We start from the raw sequence: 24,654 nt of genomic DNA, 5'->3' as shown, positions 1-24,654 counted from the left end.
CATTCACCATGAAACATATCGGCATTGTAGTCCCTGCATTTCACGTACCTTCAGAAACATTTGTGGTAACCGAAATTAACGCGCTTGTTAGAGCTGGGCATAAAGTAAGTGTTATTACATTTGAAAACTCTGATGAGTCTAGCAATATCGATAAAAGCGTTAACGTTATTGTTGTAAAAAGGTCGCTACCTGAAGCCGTGAAGTTTGCATCAGCGCACCCAGGCAAATTTATAAATACAGCATTAATCGCAACTAAATTTAAATCAATTTCAACACAGTCATTATTGGGTTTTGGTGCAAATATAGCTGCTATTATAAAACAGCATAAAATTTCGCACATACACTGTCACTTTATGCATGCACCACTGGCCTACGCAATTGCGGGTAGCAAAATGGCGGGTATCAGCGTTTCTTCTATCGGCCATGGCCATGATGTGTATGTTAATTATTCAGATTTAAAGCTTAAACTTTCTCTTTGTGATTTTTCAGTGGCAGTTTGCCAAGACATGGTTGAGAAGCTGAATGAATACAAAGCAGGTAAAGTTGAGTTACTTCATTGCGGTATCGATTTTAGTTTATTCAATTCTTCGCCAAACCGCTTAAGCGAGTCAGTAAAGTTACTTTTTGTAGGTCGACTAGTTGAAAAGAAAGGATTGCAGTTTCTATTTCCTGCAATCAAAAAATTAAGTACTAAGTACCCCATTTCTTTAGATATCGTAGGAGATGGTCCATTATTAAATGATCTTAAATTTTTATGTGAAAAGCTCGGTATAGAGAATAACGTGCGGTTTCTAGGTCGCAAAACACCGTTTTGGTTGTCAAAGAACGCCTGTAATTATTCTGCTCTTGTTGCACCTTTTTGCGTGTCGCGTAACGGTGATAGAGACACAGGCCCTGTAGTTTTAAAAGAAGCGATGGCCAGTGGTATACCTGTGTTAACCACTGAATTGATGGGAACGAAAGAGATAGTTAATGATGCGGTAGGTTATAAGTGTGAGCCGTCTAGTATTTCTGGCCTAGAAAAAATACTCAGGGAGTTTTGTGAATTAAGCCCATACCAGAGATATGCAAAAGGGGTAAATGCAAAACGTTTAGCCGCGAGTAAGTTCAATGCGAATGCACAAGCTAAAAAATTATCGCAATGGGTGCAAAAAGCACAGGGGTAGAGTATGAAAGGAATAAAGCAAATTGCCTACTTTGGACTATCAACCTTACTTCTCAAAGGGTTAGGCTTTGTTTTATTGCCTATTTCAACACGGTTATTAAACCAAACACAATTTGGTGAGTTGAATTTTTTAGTCTCTATTTCAGCTGTGATGTCGTTGCTTTTATGTTTAGGTTTACCAGAACTTTTATTTAAACAACAAATGCAAAGTGAAGTCCATAAGCGTGCATTATTTAGAGATGCATTACTACTGTGTAGTGTACTAAGTTTATTGTTTGTTTTAATTCTCTGGTTTTTTATTCAGCCTATAAGTGAACTATTACCTATTTCTTTGTCATTAATTGACTTGCAGTTACTCGCCTTAAACTTAGCTTTTTCGTCACTTTTATCACTCGTTTTTTGCTTTTTCAGGTATTACGAAATGGCGAAGCAATTTTGTTTTCTGGCGGTTTTGCAAGGGGTGGGTCAAACACTCTTAACCATAGTTTTACTCTACCTAGGTTTTGGGGTAACAGGGGTAATGGCCTCAGGTGCGATTGCAAGCTGCGTTGTTTTAATCATTTCACTTGGTATTATTTTTTCAAGGATTAACATTGATTTTAAACAAGTACCATGGAGCATTTCACGCAAAAATGGTTTGTTTCTATTGAGTATTCTAGTGTCATCGTTATTTGTTTATGCCAATAACGGGGCCGAAAACTGGTTTATTGCAGCCAATATAGGGAAGGAGGCGTTAGCACAATATTATGTTGCTTTGCAATTTGCAGTGATGACCTCCTTCGCTTTTGAGCCCGTAAGAATGTGGTGGTTCTCCCGCCGATTTGATGAACTATCTTCGAGCCCTTCACGTTATGTGTACTTATGTGAACTTAGCCTTGAGATAGGGATTGCACTGTGTGCATTAATGCTAATTGTTACGCCACACCTGTTTATTTTTGTGCTACCTCAAAGCTACTTACTCAATGCTTGGTTGTTACCTTGCCTTATTTTTATTGTAGTACTTCGTCATCATAGTGACTTATTAAATATTGGCTGCTATATCCATTCTAATGGCCTATTTGTTTCGGTAATTAATGGCATCAGTGCTGTATGTGTTCTTATTCTACTTACTTATTTAGTACCTGCATGGGGTGTGGTTGGTGCCGTTGTCTCGTTGGTTTTGGCGCAAACACTCAAAACTATTTTATTTTTTGTGGTGAGCCAAAAGCTAGAAACTTTGTCATTTAATTTTTATCGAATAGTACCCAGCTGGGTGTGCTTTTTAAGTATTTTTGCGTTTGCTGTGATTGACGTAAGCTATGCTGTGAGTATCCAGTGCCTTATTTTTACTTGTTTACTTATTATTTTGGCTAACAAGTATAAATCTCTAGTAACCAATACCTTTGAGCAATTAACTAAAAGGAATGCACATGGTTAATTGGTATAAGCAACATAATTTATTAATCAATGGGCTTTTGGTCACTATTTTAGTTTCGGTGCTGTATTTCTTATTTGGCCCAATCGCTGCTTTTGCGCTTTTACTGTTGCCCTTTGCAGGCTTTTTAGCTGTTCGTTTAAGTACTGTATTTGTCATTCTGTTTATCCTCTTTAGTTATTTTAGAATCCACGAAGCATTTGTGGTGCTTATGCCGCTAAAAATCCCCAAATTGTTGGCAATTGCTTCATTATTGGCAATTGCATGGCATTTGTTTATTTCTAAAACATTAAAGCCTCACTGGAGTTCTACTCACCTGATTTTTGCGATCTGGTTTGCATGGCTAACGGTGTGTGTGTTTTCAGCGTCGAACAGAGGTGTGGCAATTGAATATTGGTCAGGGGTTTTAGTGAAAGTGTTTATTATGGTGTTTGCTATTAGCTGGTGGTTAACCCGTTTCTCTCACTTTAGCTTTGTGAGGCTGGGAATTATGATCTCAGGAGTCACGATTTCTTTAGTCGCACTTAATAACAAGATGAATGGAGTAGGGCTTGTTGAAGGTACTCGAGTAACTATTTCACGAGAATACCGTTCGCAACTAGGAGACCCAAACGATCTATCTTTGGTGCTTATGTTCCCTGTGTCTTTTTTAGCGGCGGAGTTGTTTGATACACATGCGAATAAGTATCGACGCATCTTTGCCGGAGTTGGATTAATTTTAGCTATTTCAGGTGTTATCGCAACGCAAAGTCGAGGCGGGCTTTTAGGTATTGCTGCTATTTTAAGTTTCTTCTTATATCAAAAAGTAAAAAACCCTGTGGTTGTGGCTGCATTTGGTGCCGTTGGCATGTTAGCCATGATGGTGTTCGCTGGCATTTCAGATCGACAAAGTGGAGGCGCTGCTGAATCTGGTGTTGATGAATCAGCTATGGGGAGAATATATGCTTGGCAAGCGGCCATAAATATGGCGATAGCGAATCCATTTACAGGTGTCGGTGTAAATAACTTTTTTGTTAATTATTATTTTTATAGTCCGCATTGGGATGGCAAGAATCATGCAGTACATAGCACATGGTTTCAAGTTCTAGGTGAAACAGGGTTTGTAGGAATGTGTATATTTGTGTTGGTGATTGCTGCTATTTACCGCAGTTTATCTAGAGTGCTGTGCATGAATAAGCTGAAGTTTAGTCCTGATGTAGCTGTTAATGCCAATGCATTAAAAGCAGGTTTACTAGGTTTTATGGTAGCTGGCACGTTTTTAACACAAGCTTTTACATGGCCACTTTACATTATCTTGTCTCTAACGATTGCACTTGAAAAGCTAACAGTTCAAAACAATAAGGAATAACCGCATGTTGACACAATTAAAGCATTGGCTAAAAAATAGTGAACATCCGCTGGCATCCCCATTTTTTCGTTTTGCAAAAGCGCTTCGCAATCCGCAAATGATAGTGATACCAGTGTTTCACTCTGGATTATTCCACTTCCATCATTTGATTAAGCAGCTAAGCCATGAGCTACTGCGTGTTTTATATTTTACGCCACTTTTTAAAAGCCAAATTGCAGGCTCAAAGAAGCGCTTGTATGTGTATTCGGGTATGCCGCAAATTCTCGGTAAGCTTGAAATTGAGTGTGGCGATGACGTTAGAGTCTCTGGAATAAGTACCTTATGCGGCCGCTCTTGCGGTAATACAAAGGCTAAATTAATCGTTGGCAGTAATGTTGATATTGGTTGGCAAAATGCGTTTTCTGTTGGTCGTACTATTATACTTGAGGATGATGTGCGATTAGCTGGCAGAGTTTTTCTTGCAGGCTTTCCTGGGCACCCTGTTGACTGTGAACGTCGCGCTGCGGGGGAAAGTGATGATGAGTCTCAGGTTGGCGATATCATAATAAAACAAGGTGCGTGGCTTGGAACCGGAGTAACTGTACTTGGTGGTGTGACAATTGGTAAAGGAGCCATTATAGGTGCTGGCAGTGTCGTTACTAAAGATGTACCAGCATTTTGTATTGCAGCTGGTAACCCTGCAAAAGTAGTAAAGGAAATAGAGGATGACGCATGAAATTTATCGTTTTCGCAGAAGATTGGGGCAGTCACCCAAGCAGCACTCAGCATTTATTTCATGAGCTTGCGCAACAGCACGAGATCCACTGGGTGAACTCTATTGGAATGCGTAAACCACGTTTGAGGCTTCATGATATAAAGCGTGTTTTTGATAAAGTGCTACAAGTATTCAAACCTACCAAAACACAGTCACTTACAACGCCTAAAAATATGGTTGTATATAAACTGCCTATTTTACCTTGGCATGATAACCGCTTTATTCGCTCTATAAATAAACGTATTTACGCTCACTTTTTCAAAGAACATGCAGACCCTGCTCCTGTGGTTTACTGGTTAAGTGTGCCAACTGCGCATTATCTTGTAAAAAAACAGCCACAAGATAAGGTGATTTATTATTGCGGGGATGACTTCTCAGCATTAGCAGGGGTAGATGCACAGCTTGTTGCTCCTTTTGAAAAGCAATTAATAGCAACCGCAGATTTAATTTATGTCATAAGTGATTTTTTAATGGCAAAAATGCCCGCGAATAAAGCTAAAATGTTAAGCCACGGCGTGAGCGTTGAGTTATTTAGTGAAAGTACAACCAAGGCCGACGAAATCAAAGCATTCAATGCGCCAGTGATTGGCTTTTACGGCAGTATAAATGCATGGCTTGATATTGACCTGCTTGAGGCGCTTGCAGCAGCAAGACCCGATTACCAATTAGTATTAATGGGTCATATTGTTACTAACATAGAACGGTTATTAAGTTTTAAAAATGTGACGCATATTCCAGCCGTCAGTCATGAGCGATTAGCATCTTTTTCTGCACATTGGAGTGTATCGATTTTACCTTTTGTTATTAACGATCAAATACGTGCATGCGATCCCCTAAAGCTAAAAGAATACCTAGCCGCAGGCAAACCTATTGTTACAACAAACTTCCCCGCTGTAGAGCGTTATGCTTCCCACCTTTTTATAGCTGATACTACACAGCAATTTATTAGCCACCTTGATAACGCACTGAACCTTAGTAAAGCGCAATTAATGTGCTTAGAAAAGACACAGCAAAACATTGCACTCCAACACAGTTGGCAATCTAAGGCGAATACAGTAATCAATGATACCGTGCGGCTAAATCGCTAATTTTTTTAGCGCAAACGTTATATTGGCGCGCCCTGTGCAACTACCTAGTAAAGCCGGTTATTAGCAGTAAATCATTTTTATTTTGCAAATAATCGCTCATTTATGCATAGCAAAATGCAAATATATAGGTAGGGATTATGTTAGTTAGAGAGCAAATAAAACGGTTACTTTATTTAGCTTTGTATGCACTGTATACACGGGCTAAGCTTTTTGTGCTGCCATTAGCGATTGTCCCTGTTGTGGTTATATTATTGGCAGTAACGGCACAAAAAAAATACACTAACCACGCTACAATTCTTATTGAAGAGTCAGCGTTACTTAATCCTTATTTAGATGATTTATCTTTTTCTTTTGACTTAACTAACCGTATGGCAGCCCTAAGAACCTTGGTTATTAGCCGTAAGGTACTTATCGCTGTCGCACGCGAAACCAATTTAGTGCCTAAAAATGCAAGCCCAGCTGCCATTGAAAAGGTACACCAAGAGTTGTCTCAGTCACTTTCACTTTCATTAGTCGGTGATGAACTTGTGCGTGTTAATTTTATTTGGCATGAGCCATCACAAATGAAGCCTGTGTTGGAAAAAATTGTTGAAAAGTTCATTGAGAGTTTATTGGCCCCAACAAAAGCCTCGTTGGATACCTCAGAGCAGTTTTTTTACCAACAGCTTGTTAGCCTTCGCCAAGAGCTTGAGATATCAGAAGAGGAATTAGCTGCATTCAAAGCTAAAAATACTAATACGCTGCCCACTGTACTTCATAGTAACAGACAGACATTTGATAAGTTATTGAGTGACTTGCAGCAAAAATCAATTGTGCTGTCTGGCGCCAAAGCCAAGCTGGAAGCGTTAACCTCAAAAATGGGTCAAGCAAACCCTATTTTAGGACGCATTGAGGAACGAATCATTACTGCTGAGTCCGAATTAAGCTTTTTAAAAACGCGTTACACAGACAAGCACAGTAAAGTGATTTCAAAACAACGGGAGCTGATAAACATCAGAGCTCGTCAGCAAACGTTAATCGAAAACGGCAAGAATCTAGATGCTAAAAATATTGAACAACTATGGCAAATGGCTAATACATTACCCGCTAACACGGATAATGAAAGTAATGTGCTTGTGTCACAAATATTGGCGTTGGAAGAAGCTAAAAACCAAGTTTATCAGCATCAACAGGAATTTGAGCTGCTTGATCAACAAGTCAATGAGCTAAGCCAACGTTTACTTGTCACCAGTGATGTTGAAAAACAATTACGAAAATTAGAGCGTGATTACGATGTTAAACAGTCTTTGTACAAAGACATGTTAGGGCGATACGAAATGGCTAAAGTCACAGGTAAGTTAGTCAAATATGAAGGCCCAGATAAGGTTAAAACAATCGAGCGCGCTTACAGCCCAACTCAACCAATTAACACTTCAATGATGGTCGCTGTGATTGTAGGTATTTTGTTAGGTGTCTTTACAAGTGGAACATGTGTTTTCGTTGCTACGTTATTCGATAGCCACTTAAAAGATATTCAAACTATTGAGAAGTTAGCAGCCGTTGAGGTGATAACTGTCTTACCCATCGTAAGTAAAGAGGAGATCTATACGAACTCACACTCAACGATGAACTTATTAAAAAAGGGGTATTAATATGAATGTTTTACACTTGGTTCAGCATTTTAAAATTGGCGGTTTAGAAAAAATGGCTGTAACACTGATGCAAAAAAGCCAATTTGCTCATAACAGCTTGATTGTTTCCCTTGAAGGTAAAGAACAAGATGCATTAAAAGAGTGGCCTGCGCTTGCACAGTTTGGGCATCAAATGGTGAGCTTAAATAAAGCGCCCAAATTTGATTTTTCCTTACTAAAAAAACTAAACCGATTAATCATAGAGCACAATATAGATGTGATACATAGCCACCACATAGGGCCTATGCTTTATGCCAGTCTTGTATGTTTGACAAACAAGAATGTGCGCCATGTTTCAACAATCCACGATGCGTGGTATTTAAATAATTTTAAGCAACGCTTAATAACGAAAGTATTAAATAGCCTTACCAAAATTAATTGGGTTGCCGATGCTCAAGTAGTGGCAAATGATTTTTACCAACATACATCTATCAAGGCTGATAAAACTATTCTTAATGGAATTGATTTTCATCAGTTTACCGATATCGATGAGGCCAATGCACGTAATCTACTCGGGTTACCCTTAGATAAAAAACTCATAGGGTGTTCTGCTCGTTTGGAGCCAGGAAAAGGTCATTTGGACTTAATAAAGCTACTCCCTGAATTAGATAGCGATATTGAGTTAGTGTTTGCAGGAAATGGCAGCTTAATGTTGTCGCTTCAAAACGCAGCTTCAGTGCTTGGTGTGTTTGAGCGAGTGCATTTTTTAGGAAATGTACAGCATATGCAGCAGTTTTACTCGGCAATTAATGTGATGTGCCTTTATTCGCAAAGAGAGGGATTACCGCTGTCTATATTGGAGTCCATGGCGTGTGGAAAAGTCATTGTGGCCAGTGATGTTGGCGGCATTAGTGAGGTTGTTACGCAAGAGCAAGGAGTACTTGTTGGGTTAAATGATCTAGTTGGTTTAAAAGTTGCTCTATTAAAAGCGTTAAACATGAAGCAAGGGCAATGTATTAGAGAGCATATCTTCTCAATTGCCGATGCAGATCAAATGAGCAAAGCATACGATCATTTTTATAATGGTTTGGCTTTATAGGGGAAACATTATGTCGGTCTTATTTACTATATGGGTAATTTTAATTGTATTGGTTTTGTACCATCACGTGGGGTATTTAGTTGTTTTAAAACTCTTTAGCAATGAACAGCGTAAGGAAGATAAGCCCACTGTAACTCCCACCACACGCTTTGGAATTTTAATGTGTGCTTACAATGAGCAAGCTCATATTAAAGAGAAGTTATATAACTTAGGGTCGATGCTTTACGATACTCAGTATTATGCAATTCATGTTTACCTTGACGGTTGCACAGATAAAACATATCAAGAAGCCATGATTGCTCAATCGCATCTTGCAAAGCAAAATGTTAATTGTCATTTGCATTTTAGCAAAGAGAATAAAGGTAAGGCATTTGGCATCAATGAATTGCTCAAACTCACCAAGCCAACTTACGATGCATTATTATTTACCGATGTGAGCGCCTTATTAAGCATAGATGTATTAAATAAAATCGATACAGATTTTAAAAACCCAAAGGTGAATGTAATCACCGGGGTGTATGTGCTTGATGAACTCGCTTCTGCACAGCAAAAGCAGTATTGGCATTATCAGAACAAAGTAAAAAGCATGGAATCATCGCTTGGGGCTGTTATTGGGATGCCAGGGGCTATGTTTGCTATACGCTCTGAGGCTGCTGAGCTTTTAGAGGGTGGCACCATCAATGATGATTTTATTCTTTCGATGAAGGCTCTTCAAAAAGGTGGTAAATCGCAGGTTAATAGTGACATCAATATTTTAGAAAGAGAGTGTGACAAACAAAGCCATGATAATGCAAGAAGAGTGCGAATTGGTGCTGGAAACTGGCAACAAATAAAAGCATTGTTTACTTTATTAAACCCCAAGTTGGGTTGGGTAAGTTTTAACTTTTTTTCACATAAGGTGTTACGTGGACTAATGCCAATTATATTATTGAGTGTTTATGTATCGACGTTTACCCTAGCATTTTTGTCCAGCTCAGTATTACCTTCATTATTAAGTATTTTGATACTTGCGGTTCATGGGGTTGGCGTAATTAAACGCCTATTTAATATTAAAGCTAAATTGCCAATTGTAGACAGTGTTAATTACCTAATTAGTGCTTATGCGCTGGCGCTTTGGGGAATTGTTAAATTTGAGCGCGGAGACTACAAAACTCATTGGCATCGTGTTCATCATTTAAATAAACAAAACAATGCGCCGATCAAAACTATCAAGCGTGGAATTGATATTATCGGCTCCGCAACCGGATTAATTCTGTTATTGCCTGTTATGCTTGGGGTGGCGCTAAGCATAAAAATGACCTCTAAAGGACCTGTATTGTTTAAGCAACAAAGAGTGGGTGAGAGTAATGATGACTTTGTCGCCTTGTTTGATGTGCTTAAGTTCCGTTCTATGGTGGTTGACGCTGAAAGTAAAAGCGGTGCCGTTTGGGCGAGTAAAAATGACCCTAGAATCACGCCTATAGGTCGTTTTATTCGCAAAACTAGGTTAGATGAGTTACCGCAACTTTGGAATGTACTGATCGGTGATATGTCATTAATAGGCCCTCGTCCAGAGCGACCGGTATTTTATTCAAAGCTGGAAAAAGACATTCCTTATTTTTGCCAAAGAACATACGGTATAAAACCAGGTATATCAGGCTTAGCGCAAGTAATGAATGGATATGATGAAAGTATTGATGATGCGCGAAATAAAATCGGTTGGGATTATGCTTATATGCTAAGTACGTCATCAGCGCGTAGTTGGTGTTATATGGAGTGCAGTATTTTGTATAAAACCTTTGTTGTTATCTTTACAGGAAAAGGTCAGTAATTTTTTTCGCATAATGCAAAAGCACACTTAAAAAGCGATTGCATTATGCGTATCAAGCCTGCTTACACCAAGCACTAAAATAAAAATCATTAAAATTCAACTGTTTATATTTGGCATTCTTCTTGAATTACTTTAAGAGTCTTTAAACTTAAAAGGTAACAAGCATGATTAATTTAGCCAGCGATACAGAGCAAAAAGTTTTAACACTTCCTACAGACTTCTCAGGTTTTGCAGTTGATGAACTAAAAGATAAGTTTGAATATTTTGTAGAACAGGATGCGAGTTCGGTTATTCTTGATTTCTCAAACACGGAATTTATCGACTCTTCTGGAATTGGTGCTATTGTTTTTCTATACAAAAGAATTGAAAAACAAGGTAATTCATTATCTTTACTAAATGTGACGGGTCAGCCGTTTAAGCTAATGAATCTGTTGAGAGTCGATAAAACAATTCCGTTTATAGACTCAATCTAAATGGACTAAGGAGAGTATAATGAGATCTTATGTCATCATTGCCATTATTTTGTTTGTAGGTGGGTGTTCTTCTTGGCCGGAGCACGGTAAAGGGGGGCTAGCTGAAAAATATCAAAACTATCCACAGGAAGATGAATTATATGATTCTAATTATACGCAACCTGAAGATGTGGTAACCAGTGAGTTTGAGCATTTAGTACTTAAACTTGAATTACTTAAATCACAAGACATCAAGGCGTGCATGCCTGCGCAGCTACTCAAGGCGCAAATATACGAAAACCGTATTCGTCGATTAATTGCAGCTCAAATGTGGCAAGATGCTGAGCACGACTTACTACTTCATTATCATGCGCTAAATCAGCTAACTAATCATTTTGATACTGTTCGTAAACTCACCGATTGCGCACCAGAAACGGCGACCAAGCCTGCGCTTGTGAATGTTAAAAAACAATTATCAGAATTACTTAATAGTGACAACCAATTTGCATTTAATGCGTTTGAAATAACGCCTAAGTATGCCGTGAGAGTGGCCCAAGCAGCGGATTTAATTAAACAGTTAGAAAGTATCAACATTTTATTGGTAGGTCATACTGATAAATTAGGTACAACGAATAGTAACTATGAGCTTGCTCTCAAACGTGCAGAAACAGTAAAGCAATGGTTGGTAATATATGGGGTGCCTAAAGCGAGTATTACCACACTGACTCAAGGGAGCTTAAAACCGTATAGTGACAATGCAATTCAAAATGAAAGTGCTCGTCACTCAGATCGCAGAGTTGAAGCAATAATACTCGATGCAAATAACACCAATCCACAAGATCAAAAAGAAAAAGCATTGGTTAAATGGACAAAAATTATTGCAAGTAAAAAGGAGTAGTGCCATGAAAACTATTTTTACTATGCTGATATTACTATTTTTGGTGACCCCTGGTGCTGCAAGCACAGCTGCTGACGAACTTGAAGTGCAAGTAGGTAACAAACTGTTTTTGTATATACCGGGTGAGGTTGAATTTGATGGCTTATTTGAGGTAGATAAAAATGGCCAAATCAATATCCCTGAAATTGGAAAATTTAACGTAGCTAATAAAACGACTGCACAAATAGAATCTGAATTAAAGCCGCTGTTAACAGAGCTATATGTTGCAATTGATGATTTTTATGTGGAGGTGCGTAGCCGCGATATTTTTATTAACGTGTTAGGTTATGTCATTAACCCATCTCAAGTCAGTATTCCAGATGATGGCAACATTCAAATGGTTATTGCAAAAGCCGATGGCTTAAAGCCGGGTGCTCAGCTTGATAGGCTACAGATAAGACGTGGCGATGAGGTTATTGAATTTAACTACAAGGCCTACCTAGACACAGGCAATATTAGCCTATTACCCCCACTTAAAAGTGAAGATACCGTGTTTGTGCCTGTCTCTCCTTTGTTAGGTAATGTACAAATAGATTTTGATGCACAAACGCTTAGCGCCACTGGGGATGCCAGCGACAAAAGCGCCATCACTATTTTAGGTGAAGTACACAACCCAGGTAGTTTTTCATTCAAAGAAAAAATGACAATTTTAGATGCGCTAATGCGTGCAGAAGGGGTGACGCGTTACGCTGACGTGACCAAAATAAGGGTCATTTTAAATGAAACCCCTGTCATATTTGATTTAAAAGCTTATCTTGATAAACCAGTTAATAGTATGCCTGAACTAGAAGCAGGGTCGACTATTTACGTCCCCATTATGGTGGATGATGTCAATACTACCTCGCGTACAGTTTATATTATGGGAGAGGTGCAAAAACCTGGTGCCTATGAAGCGGCAGACAGTACTAATTTTTTAGATATTTTAGCTAATGCTGGCGGGCCTACACGGTTTGCTGAAACACGTTTAATTAAAATATTGACCCCTCAAGGCGAGAGTATTTTATTTGATTTACAAAGTTACAGTGAAGGCACACAAACAGTTAAGGTGCCTGATCTTAATCCAGGTGATGTCATATTTGTGCCTGAGAAAACAGACGTTAATGAAAAAAGCTGGTTAAAAATCCCCACTAAACGAGCAATAAAAATCATTGGTGCTATTCAATCGCCAGGACGTTATGAGTGGAGCAATGAGATGGACTTTACCGATTTACTTGCGCATGCTGGTGGGCCAACCAAAGGGGCGAACATCAATGATATTAAAATAATTCGAGATGGTGAAGAAACCCAGCGTTTTGATTTAGAAAAATACACCATTACTGACGGGCAAACTTCTTTACCTGATTTGCATGCAGGCGACACCATTATTGTGGAAGAATTACCCGTTGATCCAGCTGATAATAAATCGCAATGGATACGCCAAGAGTCGAGTAAGTCAATCTACATTATGGGACAAGTGGGCTCTCCTGGGCGCTATGCGTTTAATGGTAATATGCACTTCATTGATATTCTGTCAGCTGCTGATGGGCCAAATGCAAATGCAGACATTAGAAATATCCGCGTAACACATCGCAATAGTAATCGTGCACGGGTAAGCAAGTTAGATTTAGCGCTTTATTTTGAAACAGGTGATGAAACATTATTTCCGCACGTGCAGCCTGGCGATACTATTTTTATCCCAGAAAAAAATAAAGACTGGTTGCGCACACCTAAGGAACGGGTTGTACGCATTATGGGCGCGGTACAAAAGCCAGGCCGGTATAACTTTGACGATACCATGTCTATTCTTGATGTATTAGCAGAAGCTGGTGGGCCACTGAATTCAGCGTTAATTGATAAAATTGTTGTCGTTAATCATTCATGTTGTAAAGAGCAGTCGAGAGTTTTTGATTTAGAGGCGTTTATTAAGTCACCTAATTCAGCAAACATTCCTGTATTGCGAGCCGGCGACACGCTTTATGTGCCAGATAAAGGACAAGATTTACTCAGTCAATTTAAAGACAATTTCCTCGACTTTATTACTATTATTGCGCTAGTGGTGGGCTTATGAAAATTATACCAGAGCAGTACCATGAGTTAGAAACAATCTGTAATACTATTAAAGATAGTGATGCACGGTGTGTCACGTTTATTTCATTACATGGTGCAGAAGGGTCATCTAGTGCCTGTATAAGCGTTGCAAGGCGTTTACAAAGCCAAAATCAATCAGTGTTAATTATTGACCTTAATCCAATAAGCTCATTTAACATTGATGAGCATTTACCAAACTTAACGAATGAGTGGCGATTTGATGATATTTCATGCCAGCTCAGTGTATTACCTTACAAAGAAGTTAATATACTAACGATAAAAAACTTATCGGCTATTGAATCAGCAAAAAATAAGCATGTTTTGAATGAGGCAATTATCCGTTTAAAGCAAGAATATGATTATATCTTGTTAGATATGTCACCGGCTTTAAAGCTTAATCGTAACAATGTTCCCTTACACTCACTAAGTTTGTGTAGCGATTTAACGTTGGTTACTGTTGGGTTGGGTATTAACGATGAAGAGTCATTGTGTGAAGGTGTTCGGGAATTAAAACAGGCAGGACATAGCAATATAAAAATGTTAGTTAGCCAACATGATTTTGCCCCCTTAGGTGAAAGAGTCTTGCTCTTTTTAGAGAGTAAAGCTCAGAAGTGGCCGAAAGTGTGTCGGCTATTAAGTAACAAAATACATAAACAGAAATGGCTGTTTAAGCATTACTGAGGGCTGCATGGATATTTTATTTGAACGACGTTTTGAATTACTTTGGCCAACATTAACTGAAATTCGCCAAGTACTTAAACATGTACTAGGGGCGTTGTCTGTTAAGCGTGATGAGGCTGATGCAGCCGGATTGGTTGCAACGGAATATTTAACTAATCTTATTCGCCATAATGAGGGAAGTGAGCAGTTGATCACTGTGCGCATAAGTCAAATAAGCAGTGATTCGTATCACTTAACTTTTATCGATGAACTAAAACCCTATAACCTATTTGAAAAAAATAACTCCACTTGGAAAATAGACTCTGAAGAGCTGGTGGAGGGAGGAATGGGGGTTGAATTGATTCGCCACTATTTCGCTGACGCCTCATATGAAACAATCGAGTTAAAAAACTTTTTTACATTTCCTTTAACTCAGATTGATAAGCGACCTTGCGTTATCTATGTTGATGACGATGTAACTCAGCTTGCACTGATGAAAGCCTATTTAAAAGACAAGTTTCAAGTTATTACATGTGAAAATATCGAGGCCGGTTGGCAAGCTATTCTAACGTCGGATGCAAGTATTCTGTTATTGGATCATAAGCTCAAAAATGGCACTTGTGAGCCGCTATTGGCGAAGCTAAATCGTTCGAACCTTAAGTCCCAATTATCTGTTGTTATGCTTACGGGTGATGACAGTGAAGAGGTGATCAGTAAAATTAACCGTTTAGGTGTTGATGATTACTTAATTAAACCTGTAAAGAAAAACAAACTATTACAAAGTATAGAGCGTGTTACACATCGATTTGCCTACTTGTCATACCAAAGCACGTTTGGTCAGGCTCCAGCAAAGGTCCACCTTGCAAATAAAAAAACTGCGCATATTTTTGGCTCAATTAGCGTTGGCAATGGCGGCGATTTTTTTATGCCAATCAATGATGAAGGCAGCGCGTTTATACTCGGTGACATGATGGGGCACGGGTTACAAGCTTTGAAAGAAAGCTTTGCAATTAAAGGTTTTATAAGTGGGTTTTTAGCAACAGGACTCGCTTACCAAGATATGCTGAGTGCATTAAATGATGCACTTTACAAGCAACAACTATGTAAATCGAGCCTAGTGACCTTGGTTATTTGCTTCTTGAAAGACAACAAACTGTATTGGTTAAATGCAGGTCATCCAGCTCCAGTGGTAATTTATAAAGATGGCACTGTTTTACAGCTTACAGGTACGGGTCCGTTACTCGGTCTTTCAAAAGAGCATACTTATACACTTTATGAAGCTGAGTTAGAAAATGTAGAGCACCTTTTGGTGTATACCGATGGTTGGACCGAGAATCGATGTGCTGATATGAATGAAATTGCTGAACTAAAAAAAATAATTCCCCCTCACCAGGACTCTGCTGAGGAGTTTGCTCATTTATTATGGAAAAATTCACAAGTAATCCTTTCTAAAGAAGTAGATGATGCATCGTTGGTGATCATTAATTGAATTTGATTTAATGTGTTTTATATAGTTAACTTAAATTGCGCTAGGCGAATAATAATTAAAGTAATTTTAGTGGATAGCTAAGGGGAAAGGATAATGCCACCAACAATTTTAATTGTAGAAGATACCCAGTCGTTAGCTATGATGTACCAAGCCTATTTACTCCCTACAGGTGTCAACACCTTGCTTGCTAATGACGGGGCAACTGCTTTAGAAATCATAGATCGCGTCAAGCCTGACTTAATCGTGCTAGATGTTATGCTTCCTGATATGAATGGTTTGGATATACTCGCTCAATTAGAACCCGAAAACTCTCCACAAGTGGTTGTTTTAACTGGCCACGCCACTAAAGAAATGGCAATCCAAGCAATAAAATTGGGAGCGAGTGACTTTTTAGAAAAGCCTGTTGAAGCAGATCGCTTTAGAATAACAATAAATAATGCTCTCAAAATTAAAGACCTAAAACAAAAAGTTACCACATACAAAAACACATATGAAAATGGTCGTTATTTTGATTTGATTGGTAGCTCAAAACAAATGCAGTCTGTTTATCAAATCATCAGCTCTGCATCTGTGAGTAAAGCGACGGTGTTTATTACTGGCGAAAGCGGCACAGGGAAAGAGTTGTGCGCACGTGCTGTCCATCAAGCATCTAGCAGAGCTAGTAAGCCATTTGTGGCATTAAATTGTGCCGCAATACCTAAAGATTTGATAGAAAGCGAAATATTTGGTCATCTAAAGGGGGCATTCACAGGAGCTATTGCAAATCGTGCTGGTGCTGCAGGTCAAGCTGATGGTGGAACACTCTTTTTAGATGAGTTGTGTGAAATGGACATCAATCTGCAAAGCAAGTTGCTGCGTTTTATCCAAACGGGAACCTATCAGTTAGTGGGTAGCGAAAAAGAGGTTAAAGTTGACGTGCGTTTTGTGTGTGCGACAAATCGAGATCCTTTAGCTGAAGTTGAGGCGGGACGATTTAGGGAAGATTTGTATTATCGATTACATGTGATCCCTATCGAACTTCCGCCTTTACGCGAGCGTGAAGGCGATATTATTGAAATAGCTGAGGCCTTGTTTGTAAAAATAGCGAAAGAAGAGAACCACCCATTTAAGTCTATGACAATGGATGTAAAACACGCTTTTAGCCAATATGATTGGCCGGGTAATGTTAGACAGTTAGAGAACGTAATTCGAAATATATTAGTACTCAATCCACAAGAAATAATTGATGTAAATATGCTTCCAGTTCTTCCAAATAGCAACATTAAAACACCGTTGCCAATTGAGAAAAAAGAACCTGAAAACCGTGTTTCTGTAGAAGATTTAACGGCATTACCTTCAGATGAAGCTGGGGTGAAGGCGCTTTGGCTGGCTGAGAAAGAATACATAGAAAGAGTAATCGATATTTGTGCCAGTAATATTCCTAAAGCCGCGGCACTATTAGATGTGAGCCCCTCTACTCTTTACAGAAAAATTAAAGGGTGGGAGGAAAGTGCTACTTAGTTAGGCGCATTGTAAGCATCAAGCAATATTGAAAATTGTTGTTTGCCGGAAAACCTTTGCGTAAGGACTGAGTAAGCATTTTGTATCATTATTTTTTTACTTTCAGGATGCAGCGTTAGCAGTGTTTCAATGCATTGTTGGCATTCTTTTTCATCTCCTTTATTCATTAATAGTCCGTTAGTTTTATTGATAATACTTGGTATTTCGCCAACGGGGCTGCTAATAACTAGTTTATTCTTGGACATTGCTTCAAGTAGTGTCATTGGCAAGCCTTCCTCTCGAGAGCAGATGAGTAACACATCTATGTTATGCCAAATGTCATCTCGTTTAGCTAATCCGTAATACTGTAAGTTACTTATTTTTGGAATATCTTTTTTCATTGGGCCATCACCAAAAAGATGAAAGCTCACATTAGGGTTGTTCTTCATATTGTTTGCTAGTGAAAAGAAAATATCAGGTGCTTTTTCGTAAGATAGTCGCCCCACAAACCCGACTCTAATATGACTATGAGTTTCGATAGGGGGAACCTCTTTAGGCATATCTATAAAATTTTCAAGTAATGTTGCATTATGAATTGTTTTTTTAATTTTACGTGAAACTGCGAAATTAGTAGAAAGTATTGATAGCCAAACGTCTAGCTTGTTATAAAACCACATTTTTCCTTTGCCAGCCTCGCCAGCATGATAGGTGCTAATACAACGTCGCCCCATTATTTTGCAAGCTATACGGCCTAAAATACCCGCTTTATAGCCATGCGTATGGATGACCGTATGTTTATCATACTGAGTGAATTGATTTATCAAGCTACTGAGTGTACCTTGAATGAAGGAATACTCTACGCTCTCTTTATCAAGCAGTGTATAAAATTCATGATTGTGATGATTTTTATAAAATAATACAGAGCAGCTAACATGATTATTTTTTAGTAGCTTAAATAGTTCTACTATATGGGTTTCAATGCCGCCGATCATGGATGAGTCGACAAATAAAACAACCTGACATTTCATACTTAACTCCTAAAGAACAATATGATTGATAATTCCATAATAGAACAACTTAAATCTGATGTGGGTGAAATTTTAGCCATCGAACTAATCCACGTTTTTGTTGATGAATCGCAAAAGTTAGTCGCAGAGATGGTTCACTCATCTGATGCTAAAACAATAGAAATAAACGCGCACAGTTTAAAGAGTAGTTGCAACAGCTTTGGTGCTACCCAATTAGCGCAAACGTGTTTGCAAATTGAAAAAACTGTTAACCAAGAGGGTGTAAGCTCCCAGTTACAACAACTTTTAAAAGTAGCGGAGTCCCAAAGCGAGCTCACCTTTAAGCAACTTGCATTGGTAATAAAAAATCCTTAAACAAGAGGGCTTTCATCTATTGAGCTTTTTAAAAAAGTACAAAATATATGATTTAGCTCGCTAATATCGTGCAAGTGGTTTGAGTGATTTTTAAAATGTGAATTACTAGCTAAAATTTCAGAAATAGCCGAAGGTGAGATACTTAAATCGTATATTTTGCTACCGAGTTGCTCTTGCAGCCAATCAATTCCAGCACTTTGAATATGCTTCATAACACTGTTTTCTTCAGCTGTGTTTTCAATAAAGACCCGGCACGCAGATGTTTTTTCAACGGCTCGAAGTATATCGTCGATTAACAATGCGGGCATCACGCTAGATATAATACTTCCGGGCCCAATAATAACTAAATCAGCATTTAAAATAGCATCAACACATCCAGGCGATGCAGCCACTTTATTAGATAAATAGATTTTATCGGGAAGCGAATTTAACGCATCAATGGCGCATTCACCAAAAACCTCTTCACCATTGCTTAAAATAGCGACGAGGTCTGTTGGTGATTCAGTCATCGGTAATACTGTCTCAGAGTTACCTAAAAGCTTATTGAATTTTGCAATTGCTGCTGTTGCAGAATGTGATGCTTGTAGCATGTTTAGCAGGACTAAATTGCCTAAGCAGTGCCCTTTTAAATCACCAGTGGTAAATCTATGCTCATAAATTTTCCTCGTAACGACTGAGTCATCAGCAAGTTGAACACTGCAGCGCCTTATATCTCCAAGAGCAATACAGTTATGTAATTGCCTAATTTTTCCCGTGCTACCACCATTGTCGGTAGTCGCAACAATAGCTGTTAATTGATTACACACTGGCTTTATTGCACTTAAAACTTGTGCGAGTCCGTGACCACCACCAATACATACTATATTCATGCACTTGCCCCTTCGCTTACTTATACTGTTAGTAAGCAGTAATCGTTCCACCTTAAAAAGTTTATTAACTCAATGATTTATATTGAATTTTGTTCTATATTTAATTGGGATGGAATCGACGGTTGCAAATATTTGCATAACGCGATGCATTTTAAACGGAGAGCATTCATGCAACACAATGATGTCATTACGGTTAATGAGCTACAACTACATCTTGCTAAGCTATCTCAATGTGAAGATGAGATAGGTATATTCACAGCAATGAATAAAATGCTTCAACCTTTAATGAAGTACCAAGACTGCATTCTTTTGAAAAAAGAGAATGCTCAATGCACATTATTTGCAGCAAGCAACCATAATTTTCATATTGATAAATGGCCACATTGTGCACTGTTCTCACAGGCGCAAGAAAGGGGCTTTAGCCTTTGCCAAAATTCAACTGAGGAGTTGGAGTTTACTTATTTAGATGAGCTAACAAAGCGCAATATGCAGACTTGTTTAATCATAAGTACTGAGCTTGAAATGGGCCGTTTTTTATATATTTTCACGAACATTAATTTAATAGAACACTCTGGGGTAGTGCAATCTGAAATAATAAAGCTTTATTTACAACAAGTGGTTTTAGCCTTTATAAACTTAAACCGGGTTGTTGAGCAATCAAGTAAATCGGTTAGATTACTCGATGACCTTACTCAGTTGTCGACCTTGTTTAAAGAGCTTGCAAGCGAATGGTTTTGGCGAACAGATTCGGACATGAAATTCGTTAGTGTGAATAATATCGAGAGTGAAAATAAAATATATACCCAGTTATTTTTAAAAAAGAAAATTATGTCCTTACTCACGCATAATGAAAAACAAAATACACAGAAGTGGCAAGGTTTCTCAAAGCTGATAGAAGAGCATGAAGATTTTAGTAATTTTGAGTTTGAAGTGAATGCGTCGCAACGCTTATGGGTGTCATTAAATGGTAAGTCACAGTTTGATGAGTTGGGCCAATTTATAGGGTATTTAGGAATAGCTAAGGATATTACATTTTCTAAACAGCGAGAGGTCGCTTTAGAAAGTGCTAAATTAAAAGCGGAAGAGGCAAGTAATACTAAATCTAAATTTTTAACTGTTATGTCACACGAAATCCGCACTCCTATGAATGCAATTATGGGGGTTATTGAGTTACTTCTTGATACTGAATTAACTCAAGAGCAACGCCAGTGGCTTGATTATGCTAATTCAAGTGCCGATATACTTTATGGTTTAATCACTGATGTATTGGATTTTTCAAAAATAGAATCGGGCACAATTTTACTGGTAAATAAACCACTCAATGTAAAGCTATTGATCGAAAATATAGTGGGTCAATTACACATAATAGAAGACAGTGATGATATTATTTTTTCAATCAATATTGATGAGAAAGTGCCTACTTTTATAATGGGGGATGAATTTCGATTAGGGCAAATTCTATTTAATATTATTGGTAACGCGTTTAAATATACGCGTTCTGGCAGTATTTCTTTGCGAGTGAATGTCGAAAATGCCCTGCTTAATTTTGAAGTCAAAGATTCTGGAGTAGGGATCGCCAAAAAAGATTTAGCACTAATCTTTCAGCCTTTTAGACAAGTGAATGATGGCATTAATAGAGAAAGTGAAGGTGTGGGTTTAGGGTTAAGTATTTCTAAGAACTTAATTGAATTAATGGATGGCTCAATAGATGTTCATACTCAACTTGGTTTAGGGAGTACGTTTAGTATATCAATTCCATTGAATACGGCGCTAGAAAGTGAGGTAGAGAAAGTTTCATTACAAAATCGTTCAACACTCAACATACTTGTTGCTGAAGATAATAAAACCAATCAATTATTGATTAAAGCATTCCTAGAAAAGTTAAATCATAAAGTAACGGTTGCTAACGATGGCGCAGAAGCGATTGAATTTATGCAGCTTAAAAGTTTTGATCTAATACTGATGGATATCATGATGCCAACTATGGATGGGTTAACTGCTACACAACATATTCGCAATGAGCTTCTAAGCGATATTCCTATTTACGCCCTTACCGCCAATGCTGCCACAGACGACAAAGCCTCTTGTTTCAAAGTAGGTATGAACAAAGTGCTTACAAAACCGATTAAATTTGAGACATTGAAGGCGTCATTAAATGCATTGTAAGAATTGCTAACTGAGGGTTACGATACTAGGCCTTTAATAAAAGGCTTAGTATCGTAATTAAAAGCTTTTGTAGCTTATTCTATGTTCTGAATTTGCTCTCTCATTTGCTCAATCAACACTTTTAGCTCTACCGCTGCATTAGTGATGTCACTATTAATTGATTTAGAGGCGAGGGTGTTTGCTTCGCGGTTAAACTCTTGCATCATAAAATCTAAACGGCGGCCACATGCACCGCCTTTTTTCAGAATTTTTTTAGTTTCTTTCACATGTGACTTTAAACGGTCGAGTTCTTCGGCTACATCTTGCTTTTGCGCAAGGTAGATTAGTTCTTGCTCTAGGCGAGATTCGTCAATATCGGTTTTTAAATCTTCTAACTTTTGAGCTAGTTTTTCACGTTGCCACTTAGCAATCTCTGGCATATGAGTTTCTACAACAGCAACTTGCTCTAAAATAGCATCAAGACGTGTGGCTATCATTTCTTCAAGGTTTGCTCCCTCATCGCCACGTGCAGATTTGAAATCTTCAACGACTTGATCAAAACCAGAAATGAGCGCGGTGTTAATACTATCCATATCAAGCTCTTGCGCCTCCATTACACCTGGCCAACGAAGGATATCAACTGGATTTATGTCACCATTACTTTGTTGTTGCACCCATTTAGCGCTATTAATGAGTTGTGTCGCAAGGGATTCATTTATTGAAAGTTCACCTACATGTGCAGGGTTAGCAACAAACTTTAAAAATACCTCAACTTTACCGCGCTGTAAGTGTTTACGTAGGCGTTCACGAATAACCGGCTCCATGCCACGAAATTGCTCAGGTGCGCGAATAAAGGTTTCAAGGTAACGTTGGTTAACTGAACGAACTTCCCACGTGCCAGTGCCCCAATCGCCTTTAATCTCGCGACGGGCGTAAGCAGTCATACTGTGGATCATGAATGATTTCCTAGTTTTGTTTATGCAATATAAAATTGATTATACCGTAACACTACGTAACCTCTAGAGGAATTTTTTTTACAGTCGGCTTTTATTTAAATCAGCATGGCATCTGTACTCACATACACTTATAATATGGCAAATTATGAATTAAGGGGATCGTTAATGCGTCCAAGCGAAAGAACACCTAACCAAATAAGACCGGTTTCATTTACACGTAATTATACATTACACGCTGAAGGTTCAGTGTTGGTTGAATTTGGAAACACTAAAGTACTTTGTACAGCGACTGTTGAATCAGGTGTACCGCGCTTTATGAAAGGCCAAGGTAAAGGATGGATCACTGCTGAGTACGGTATGTTACCTCGCTCTACCCATACTCGAAATGGCCGTGAAGCGGCGCGTGGCAAGCAAAGCGGTCGTACCATGGAGATTCAACGTTTAATCGCACGCTCGCTTCGTGCTGCGGTTGATTTAAAAGCATTAGGTGAGAATACGATTACTATCGATTGTGATGTTATTCAAGCCGATGGCGGTACACGCACAGCATCTATCAGCGGTGCTTGTGTTGCCTTAGTTGATGCATTAACACATATGCGTAGTAAAGGTATGATTAACTCTAACCCGCTTAAATTTATGATTGCCGCAATTTCTGTAGGTGTTTATAAAGGCCAAGCGATTAGTGATTTAGAATACCTAGAAGACTCTGAAGCTGAAACAGACATGAATGTTATTCTTACTGAAACAGGTAAGATCATTGAAGTACAAGGTACCGCTGAAGGTGAACCGTTCTCGTTTGACGAACTTGATGAGCTGCTAACTTTAGCTAAACATTCAATTCGCGAAATTATTGACGTTCAAAAGCAAGCGCTCGCTTAATAAAGTAATAGGTTTAATAGTAATGAAAGATTATCAAATAGAGTTTATTGAATTTGCCCTTGAAAAGCAGGTGCTTAAATTTGGCGAGTTTACTTTAAAATCAGGCCGTACTAGTCCTTACTTCTTTAATGCTGGTTTGTTTAATACTGGTCGTGACCTTGCACGCTTAGGTCGTTTTTATGCTGCAGCCCTTGAAGACGCGGGTATTGACTACGATGTTTTATTTGGTCCTGCTTATAAAGGTATTCCAATTGCAACAACGACTGCTGTAGCGTTAGCTGATCATCACGATAAAGATGTGCCTTATTGCTTTAATCGTAAAGAGAAAAAAGCGCATGGTGAAGGTGGTACATTAGTGGGTTCTGAGCTTAATGGTAAAATCATGTTAGTTGATGATGTGATTACTGCCGGTACTGCTATTCGTGAATCAATGGAAATCATCGCGCAAAACGGTGCTGACTTAAGCGGCGTGCTAATCGCCCTTGACCGTCAAGAGAAAGGTAAAGCTGACCTTTCTGCGATTCAAGAAGTAGAGCGTGACTTTGGTACTAAAGTTATTTCTATTGTGAAATTAGCTGATCTTATTAGTTACCTCGAAAGCAAAGGTACAATGGATGAACATCTAGAAGCCGTTAAAGCTTACCGCGAGCAATACGGTATTGCTTAATTACGCCTTGTGTAGGTGCTATCTAATCATTACTTAGTAAAAGCCCAGTGATTTTCACTGGGCTTTTTACATTAAATCATTTAATAAAGTTATTAAATCGTAAATTAAGTATAGGTTTTGTAGTGTTTGGCGTGAATAGTGAGCGAACAGTACTTTATTTTAAGTTTTCTTTAAAAAACGCTTGCGTAAAAATTGGTTCTCCCTATAATGCGACCCCACTGAGACGGCAGAGCAGGCAACGCTTAGCGAGGCAAGCAGCTAATCAGTAAGTCGAGTAAAACTTAAGTTTAGATTTTTTAAAAAGTTTAAAATTAAGTGTTGACAAAAAAATAGGAAAGCGTAACATGCGCAGCCCTGGCGACGTAAAGCAACGCGCTTTAATCG

The 24,654-nt window shown here is 38.5% G+C and carries 21 protein-coding genes; 18 read left to right on the top strand and 3 right to left on the bottom strand.

The genetic code is table 11. The features are described 5' to 3' along the window. Positions 1–8: 8 nt before the first annotated feature. The 14 genes from C7Y70_RS02975 to C7Y70_RS02910 all read left to right on the top strand — a co-directional run bounded on the left by C7Y70_RS02975 (position 9) and on the right by C7Y70_RS02910 (position 17,393). On the top strand, positions 9–1,166 hold the full coding sequence (locus C7Y70_RS02975) for a glycosyltransferase (RefSeq protein ID WP_135473330.1): 1,158 nt from the start codon (positions 9–11) through the stop codon (positions 1,164–1,166). A gap of 3 nt (positions 1,167–1,169) precedes the next feature. After that, complete coding sequence (locus C7Y70_RS02970) at positions 1,170–2,582, top strand: oligosaccharide flippase family protein (protein WP_135473329.1); 1,413 nt, start codon at positions 1,170–1,172, stop codon at positions 2,580–2,582. Next, a complete protein-coding gene (locus C7Y70_RS02965; RefSeq protein WP_135473328.1) occupies positions 2,575–3,927 on the top strand; it encodes an O-antigen ligase family protein in 1,353 nt (450 codons plus the stop codon). The genes C7Y70_RS02970 and C7Y70_RS02965 overlap by 8 nt, the downstream gene beginning before the upstream one ends. A gap of 4 nt (positions 3,928–3,931) precedes the next feature. Then, positions 3,932–4,642, top strand: coding sequence for an acyltransferase (locus C7Y70_RS02960; protein WP_135473327.1), 711 nt, complete (start codon positions 3,932–3,934; stop codon positions 4,640–4,642). Next, positions 4,639–5,769, top strand: a complete 1,131-nt coding sequence (locus tag C7Y70_RS02955; RefSeq protein ID WP_135473326.1) for a glycosyltransferase — start codon at positions 4,639–4,641, stop codon at positions 5,767–5,769. The genes C7Y70_RS02960 and C7Y70_RS02955 overlap by 4 nt, the downstream gene beginning before the upstream one ends. 137 nt (positions 5,770–5,906) lie before the next feature. After that, on the top strand, positions 5,907–7,400 hold the full coding sequence (locus tag C7Y70_RS02950) for a GNVR domain-containing protein (RefSeq protein WP_135473325.1): 1,494 nt from the start codon (positions 5,907–5,909) through the stop codon (positions 7,398–7,400). A 1-nt stretch (position 7,401) separates the two neighbouring features. After that, positions 7,402–8,478 (top strand): glycosyltransferase, encoded by a 1,077-nt coding sequence (locus C7Y70_RS02945; protein ID WP_135473324.1) that lies wholly within the window; start codon positions 7,402–7,404, stop codon positions 8,476–8,478. A gap of 10 nt (positions 8,479–8,488) precedes the next feature. Continuing rightward, a complete protein-coding gene (locus tag C7Y70_RS02940) occupies positions 8,489–10,288 on the top strand; it encodes a sugar transferase (RefSeq protein ID WP_135473323.1) in 1,800 nt (599 codons plus the stop codon). 164 nt (positions 10,289–10,452) lie between these two features. Next, a complete protein-coding gene (locus C7Y70_RS02935) occupies positions 10,453–10,761 on the top strand; it encodes an STAS domain-containing protein (protein ID WP_099296238.1) in 309 nt (102 codons plus the stop codon). A 19-nt stretch (positions 10,762–10,780) separates the two neighbouring features. Next, complete coding sequence (locus tag C7Y70_RS02930; RefSeq protein ID WP_135473322.1) at positions 10,781–11,638, top strand: OmpA family protein; 858 nt, start codon at positions 10,781–10,783, stop codon at positions 11,636–11,638. Between the two features lie 4 nt (positions 11,639–11,642). After that, positions 11,643–13,724: an SLBB domain-containing protein gene (locus tag C7Y70_RS02925; RefSeq protein WP_135473321.1), complete on the top strand. Its 2,082-nt coding sequence runs from the start codon at positions 11,643–11,645 to the stop codon at positions 13,722–13,724. After that, positions 13,721–14,425 (top strand): AAA family ATPase, encoded by a 705-nt coding sequence (locus tag C7Y70_RS02920; protein ID WP_099296241.1) that lies wholly within the window; start codon positions 13,721–13,723, stop codon positions 14,423–14,425. Before C7Y70_RS02925 ends, C7Y70_RS02920 begins: the two co-directional genes overlap by 4 nt. Before the next feature lie 7 nt (positions 14,426–14,432). After that, positions 14,433–15,893, top strand: coding sequence for a SpoIIE family protein phosphatase (locus C7Y70_RS02915; RefSeq protein WP_135473320.1), 1,461 nt, complete (start codon positions 14,433–14,435; stop codon positions 15,891–15,893). Positions 15,894–15,986: 93 nt separating this feature from the next. Continuing rightward, positions 15,987–17,393, top strand: a complete 1,407-nt coding sequence (locus C7Y70_RS02910) for a sigma-54 dependent transcriptional regulator (RefSeq protein WP_135473319.1) — start codon at positions 15,987–15,989, stop codon at positions 17,391–17,393. Here C7Y70_RS02910 and C7Y70_RS02905 read toward each other — a convergent pair. After that, the gene (locus C7Y70_RS02905; RefSeq protein WP_135473318.1) at positions 17,390–18,400 is read right to left on the bottom strand and encodes a glycosyltransferase family 4 protein; all 1,011 of its coding nucleotides are present in this window, start codon (positions 18,398–18,400) and stop codon (positions 17,390–17,392) included. The genes C7Y70_RS02910 and C7Y70_RS02905 overlap by 4 nt on opposite strands. Before the next feature lie 21 nt (positions 18,401–18,421). Here C7Y70_RS02905 and C7Y70_RS02900 point away from each other — a divergent pair, with 21 nt between their 5' ends. Further along, on the top strand, positions 18,422–18,754 hold the full coding sequence (locus tag C7Y70_RS02900; RefSeq protein WP_099296245.1) for an Hpt domain-containing protein: 333 nt from the start codon (positions 18,422–18,424) through the stop codon (positions 18,752–18,754). Here the strand turns inward: C7Y70_RS02900 and yvcK are convergent. Continuing rightward, the gene (yvcK, locus tag C7Y70_RS02895) at positions 18,751–19,623 is read right to left on the bottom strand and encodes a uridine diphosphate-N-acetylglucosamine-binding protein YvcK (RefSeq protein WP_135473317.1); all 873 of its coding nucleotides are present in this window, start codon (positions 19,621–19,623) and stop codon (positions 18,751–18,753) included. The genes C7Y70_RS02900 and yvcK overlap by 4 nt on opposite strands. 168 nt (positions 19,624–19,791) lie before the next feature. On the opposite strand from yvcK, the gene C7Y70_RS02890 reads away from it, so the two are divergent. Then, positions 19,792–21,789 carry a response regulator gene (locus C7Y70_RS02890; RefSeq protein ID WP_135473316.1) on the top strand — a complete coding sequence of 666 codons (1,998 nt, stop codon included), beginning with the start codon at positions 19,792–19,794 and terminating at the stop codon, positions 21,787–21,789. A 74-nt stretch (positions 21,790–21,863) separates the two neighbouring features. Here the strand turns inward: C7Y70_RS02890 and C7Y70_RS02885 are convergent, their stop codons facing one another. Further along, a complete protein-coding gene (locus C7Y70_RS02885) occupies positions 21,864–22,724 on the bottom strand; it encodes a YicC/YloC family endoribonuclease (RefSeq protein ID WP_099296248.1) in 861 nt (286 codons plus the stop codon). A 165-nt stretch (positions 22,725–22,889) separates the two neighbouring features. Between C7Y70_RS02885 and rph the strand changes: the two genes are divergently transcribed. Further along, positions 22,890–23,603, top strand: coding sequence for a ribonuclease PH (gene rph, locus C7Y70_RS02880; protein WP_099296249.1), 714 nt, complete (start codon positions 22,890–22,892; stop codon positions 23,601–23,603). A 22-nt stretch (positions 23,604–23,625) separates the two neighbouring features. After that, positions 23,626–24,270: an orotate phosphoribosyltransferase gene (gene pyrE / locus C7Y70_RS02875; protein WP_135473315.1), complete on the top strand. Its 645-nt coding sequence runs from the start codon at positions 23,626–23,628 to the stop codon at positions 24,268–24,270. Positions 24,271–24,654 lie beyond the last annotated feature (384 nt).

The sequence above is a fragment of the Pseudoalteromonas sp. KS88 genome, assembly GCF_004766475.1.
Lineage (GTDB): Bacteria > Pseudomonadota > Gammaproteobacteria > Enterobacterales > Alteromonadaceae > Pseudoalteromonas.
The sequence above is the reverse complement of the archived record's forward strand: the minus strand, read 5'-3'. Positions and strand labels throughout refer to the sequence as shown.

Coding starts and splice junctions, on each gene's coding strand:
- C7Y70_RS02950 (WP_135473325.1), top strand. CDS start 5,907: ATGTTAGTTAGAGAGCAAATAAAACGGTTACTTTATTTAGCTTTGTAT.
- rph (WP_099296249.1), top strand. CDS start 22,890: ATGCGTCCAAGCGAAAGAACACCTAACCAAATAAGACCGGTTTCATTT.
- C7Y70_RS02900 (WP_099296245.1), top strand. CDS start 18,422: ATGATTGATAATTCCATAATAGAACAACTTAAATCTGATGTGGGTGAA.
- C7Y70_RS02955 (WP_135473326.1), top strand. CDS start 4,639: ATGAAATTTATCGTTTTCGCAGAAGATTGGGGCAGTCACCCAAGCAGC.
- C7Y70_RS02940 (WP_135473323.1), top strand. CDS start 8,489: ATGTCGGTCTTATTTACTATATGGGTAATTTTAATTGTATTGGTTTTG.
- C7Y70_RS02965 (WP_135473328.1), top strand. CDS start 2,575: ATGGTTAATTGGTATAAGCAACATAATTTATTAATCAATGGGCTTTTG.
- C7Y70_RS02975 (WP_135473330.1), top strand. CDS start 9: ATGAAACATATCGGCATTGTAGTCCCTGCATTTCACGTACCTTCAGAA.
- C7Y70_RS02945 (WP_135473324.1), top strand. CDS start 7,402: ATGAATGTTTTACACTTGGTTCAGCATTTTAAAATTGGCGGTTTAGAA.
- C7Y70_RS02930 (WP_135473322.1), top strand. CDS start 10,781: ATGAGATCTTATGTCATCATTGCCATTATTTTGTTTGTAGGTGGGTGT.
- C7Y70_RS02915 (WP_135473320.1), top strand. CDS start 14,433: ATGGATATTTTATTTGAACGACGTTTTGAATTACTTTGGCCAACATTA.
- C7Y70_RS02925 (WP_135473321.1), top strand. CDS start 11,643: ATGAAAACTATTTTTACTATGCTGATATTACTATTTTTGGTGACCCCT.
- yvcK (WP_135473317.1), bottom strand. CDS start 19,623: ATGAATATAGTATGTATTGGTGGTGGTCACGGACTCGCACAAGTTTTA.
- C7Y70_RS02960 (WP_135473327.1), top strand. CDS start 3,932: ATGTTGACACAATTAAAGCATTGGCTAAAAAATAGTGAACATCCGCTG.
- C7Y70_RS02905 (WP_135473318.1), bottom strand. CDS start 18,400: ATGAAATGTCAGGTTGTTTTATTTGTCGACTCATCCATGATCGGCGGC.
- pyrE (WP_135473315.1), top strand. CDS start 23,626: ATGAAAGATTATCAAATAGAGTTTATTGAATTTGCCCTTGAAAAGCAG.
- C7Y70_RS02890 (WP_135473316.1), top strand. CDS start 19,792: ATGCAACACAATGATGTCATTACGGTTAATGAGCTACAACTACATCTT.
- C7Y70_RS02935 (WP_099296238.1), top strand. CDS start 10,453: ATGATTAATTTAGCCAGCGATACAGAGCAAAAAGTTTTAACACTTCCT.
- C7Y70_RS02920 (WP_099296241.1), top strand. CDS start 13,721: ATGAAAATTATACCAGAGCAGTACCATGAGTTAGAAACAATCTGTAAT.
- C7Y70_RS02970 (WP_135473329.1), top strand. CDS start 1,170: ATGAAAGGAATAAAGCAAATTGCCTACTTTGGACTATCAACCTTACTT.
- C7Y70_RS02910 (WP_135473319.1), top strand. CDS start 15,987: ATGCCACCAACAATTTTAATTGTAGAAGATACCCAGTCGTTAGCTATG.
- C7Y70_RS02885 (WP_099296248.1), bottom strand. CDS start 22,724: ATGATCCACAGTATGACTGCTTACGCCCGTCGCGAGATTAAAGGCGAT.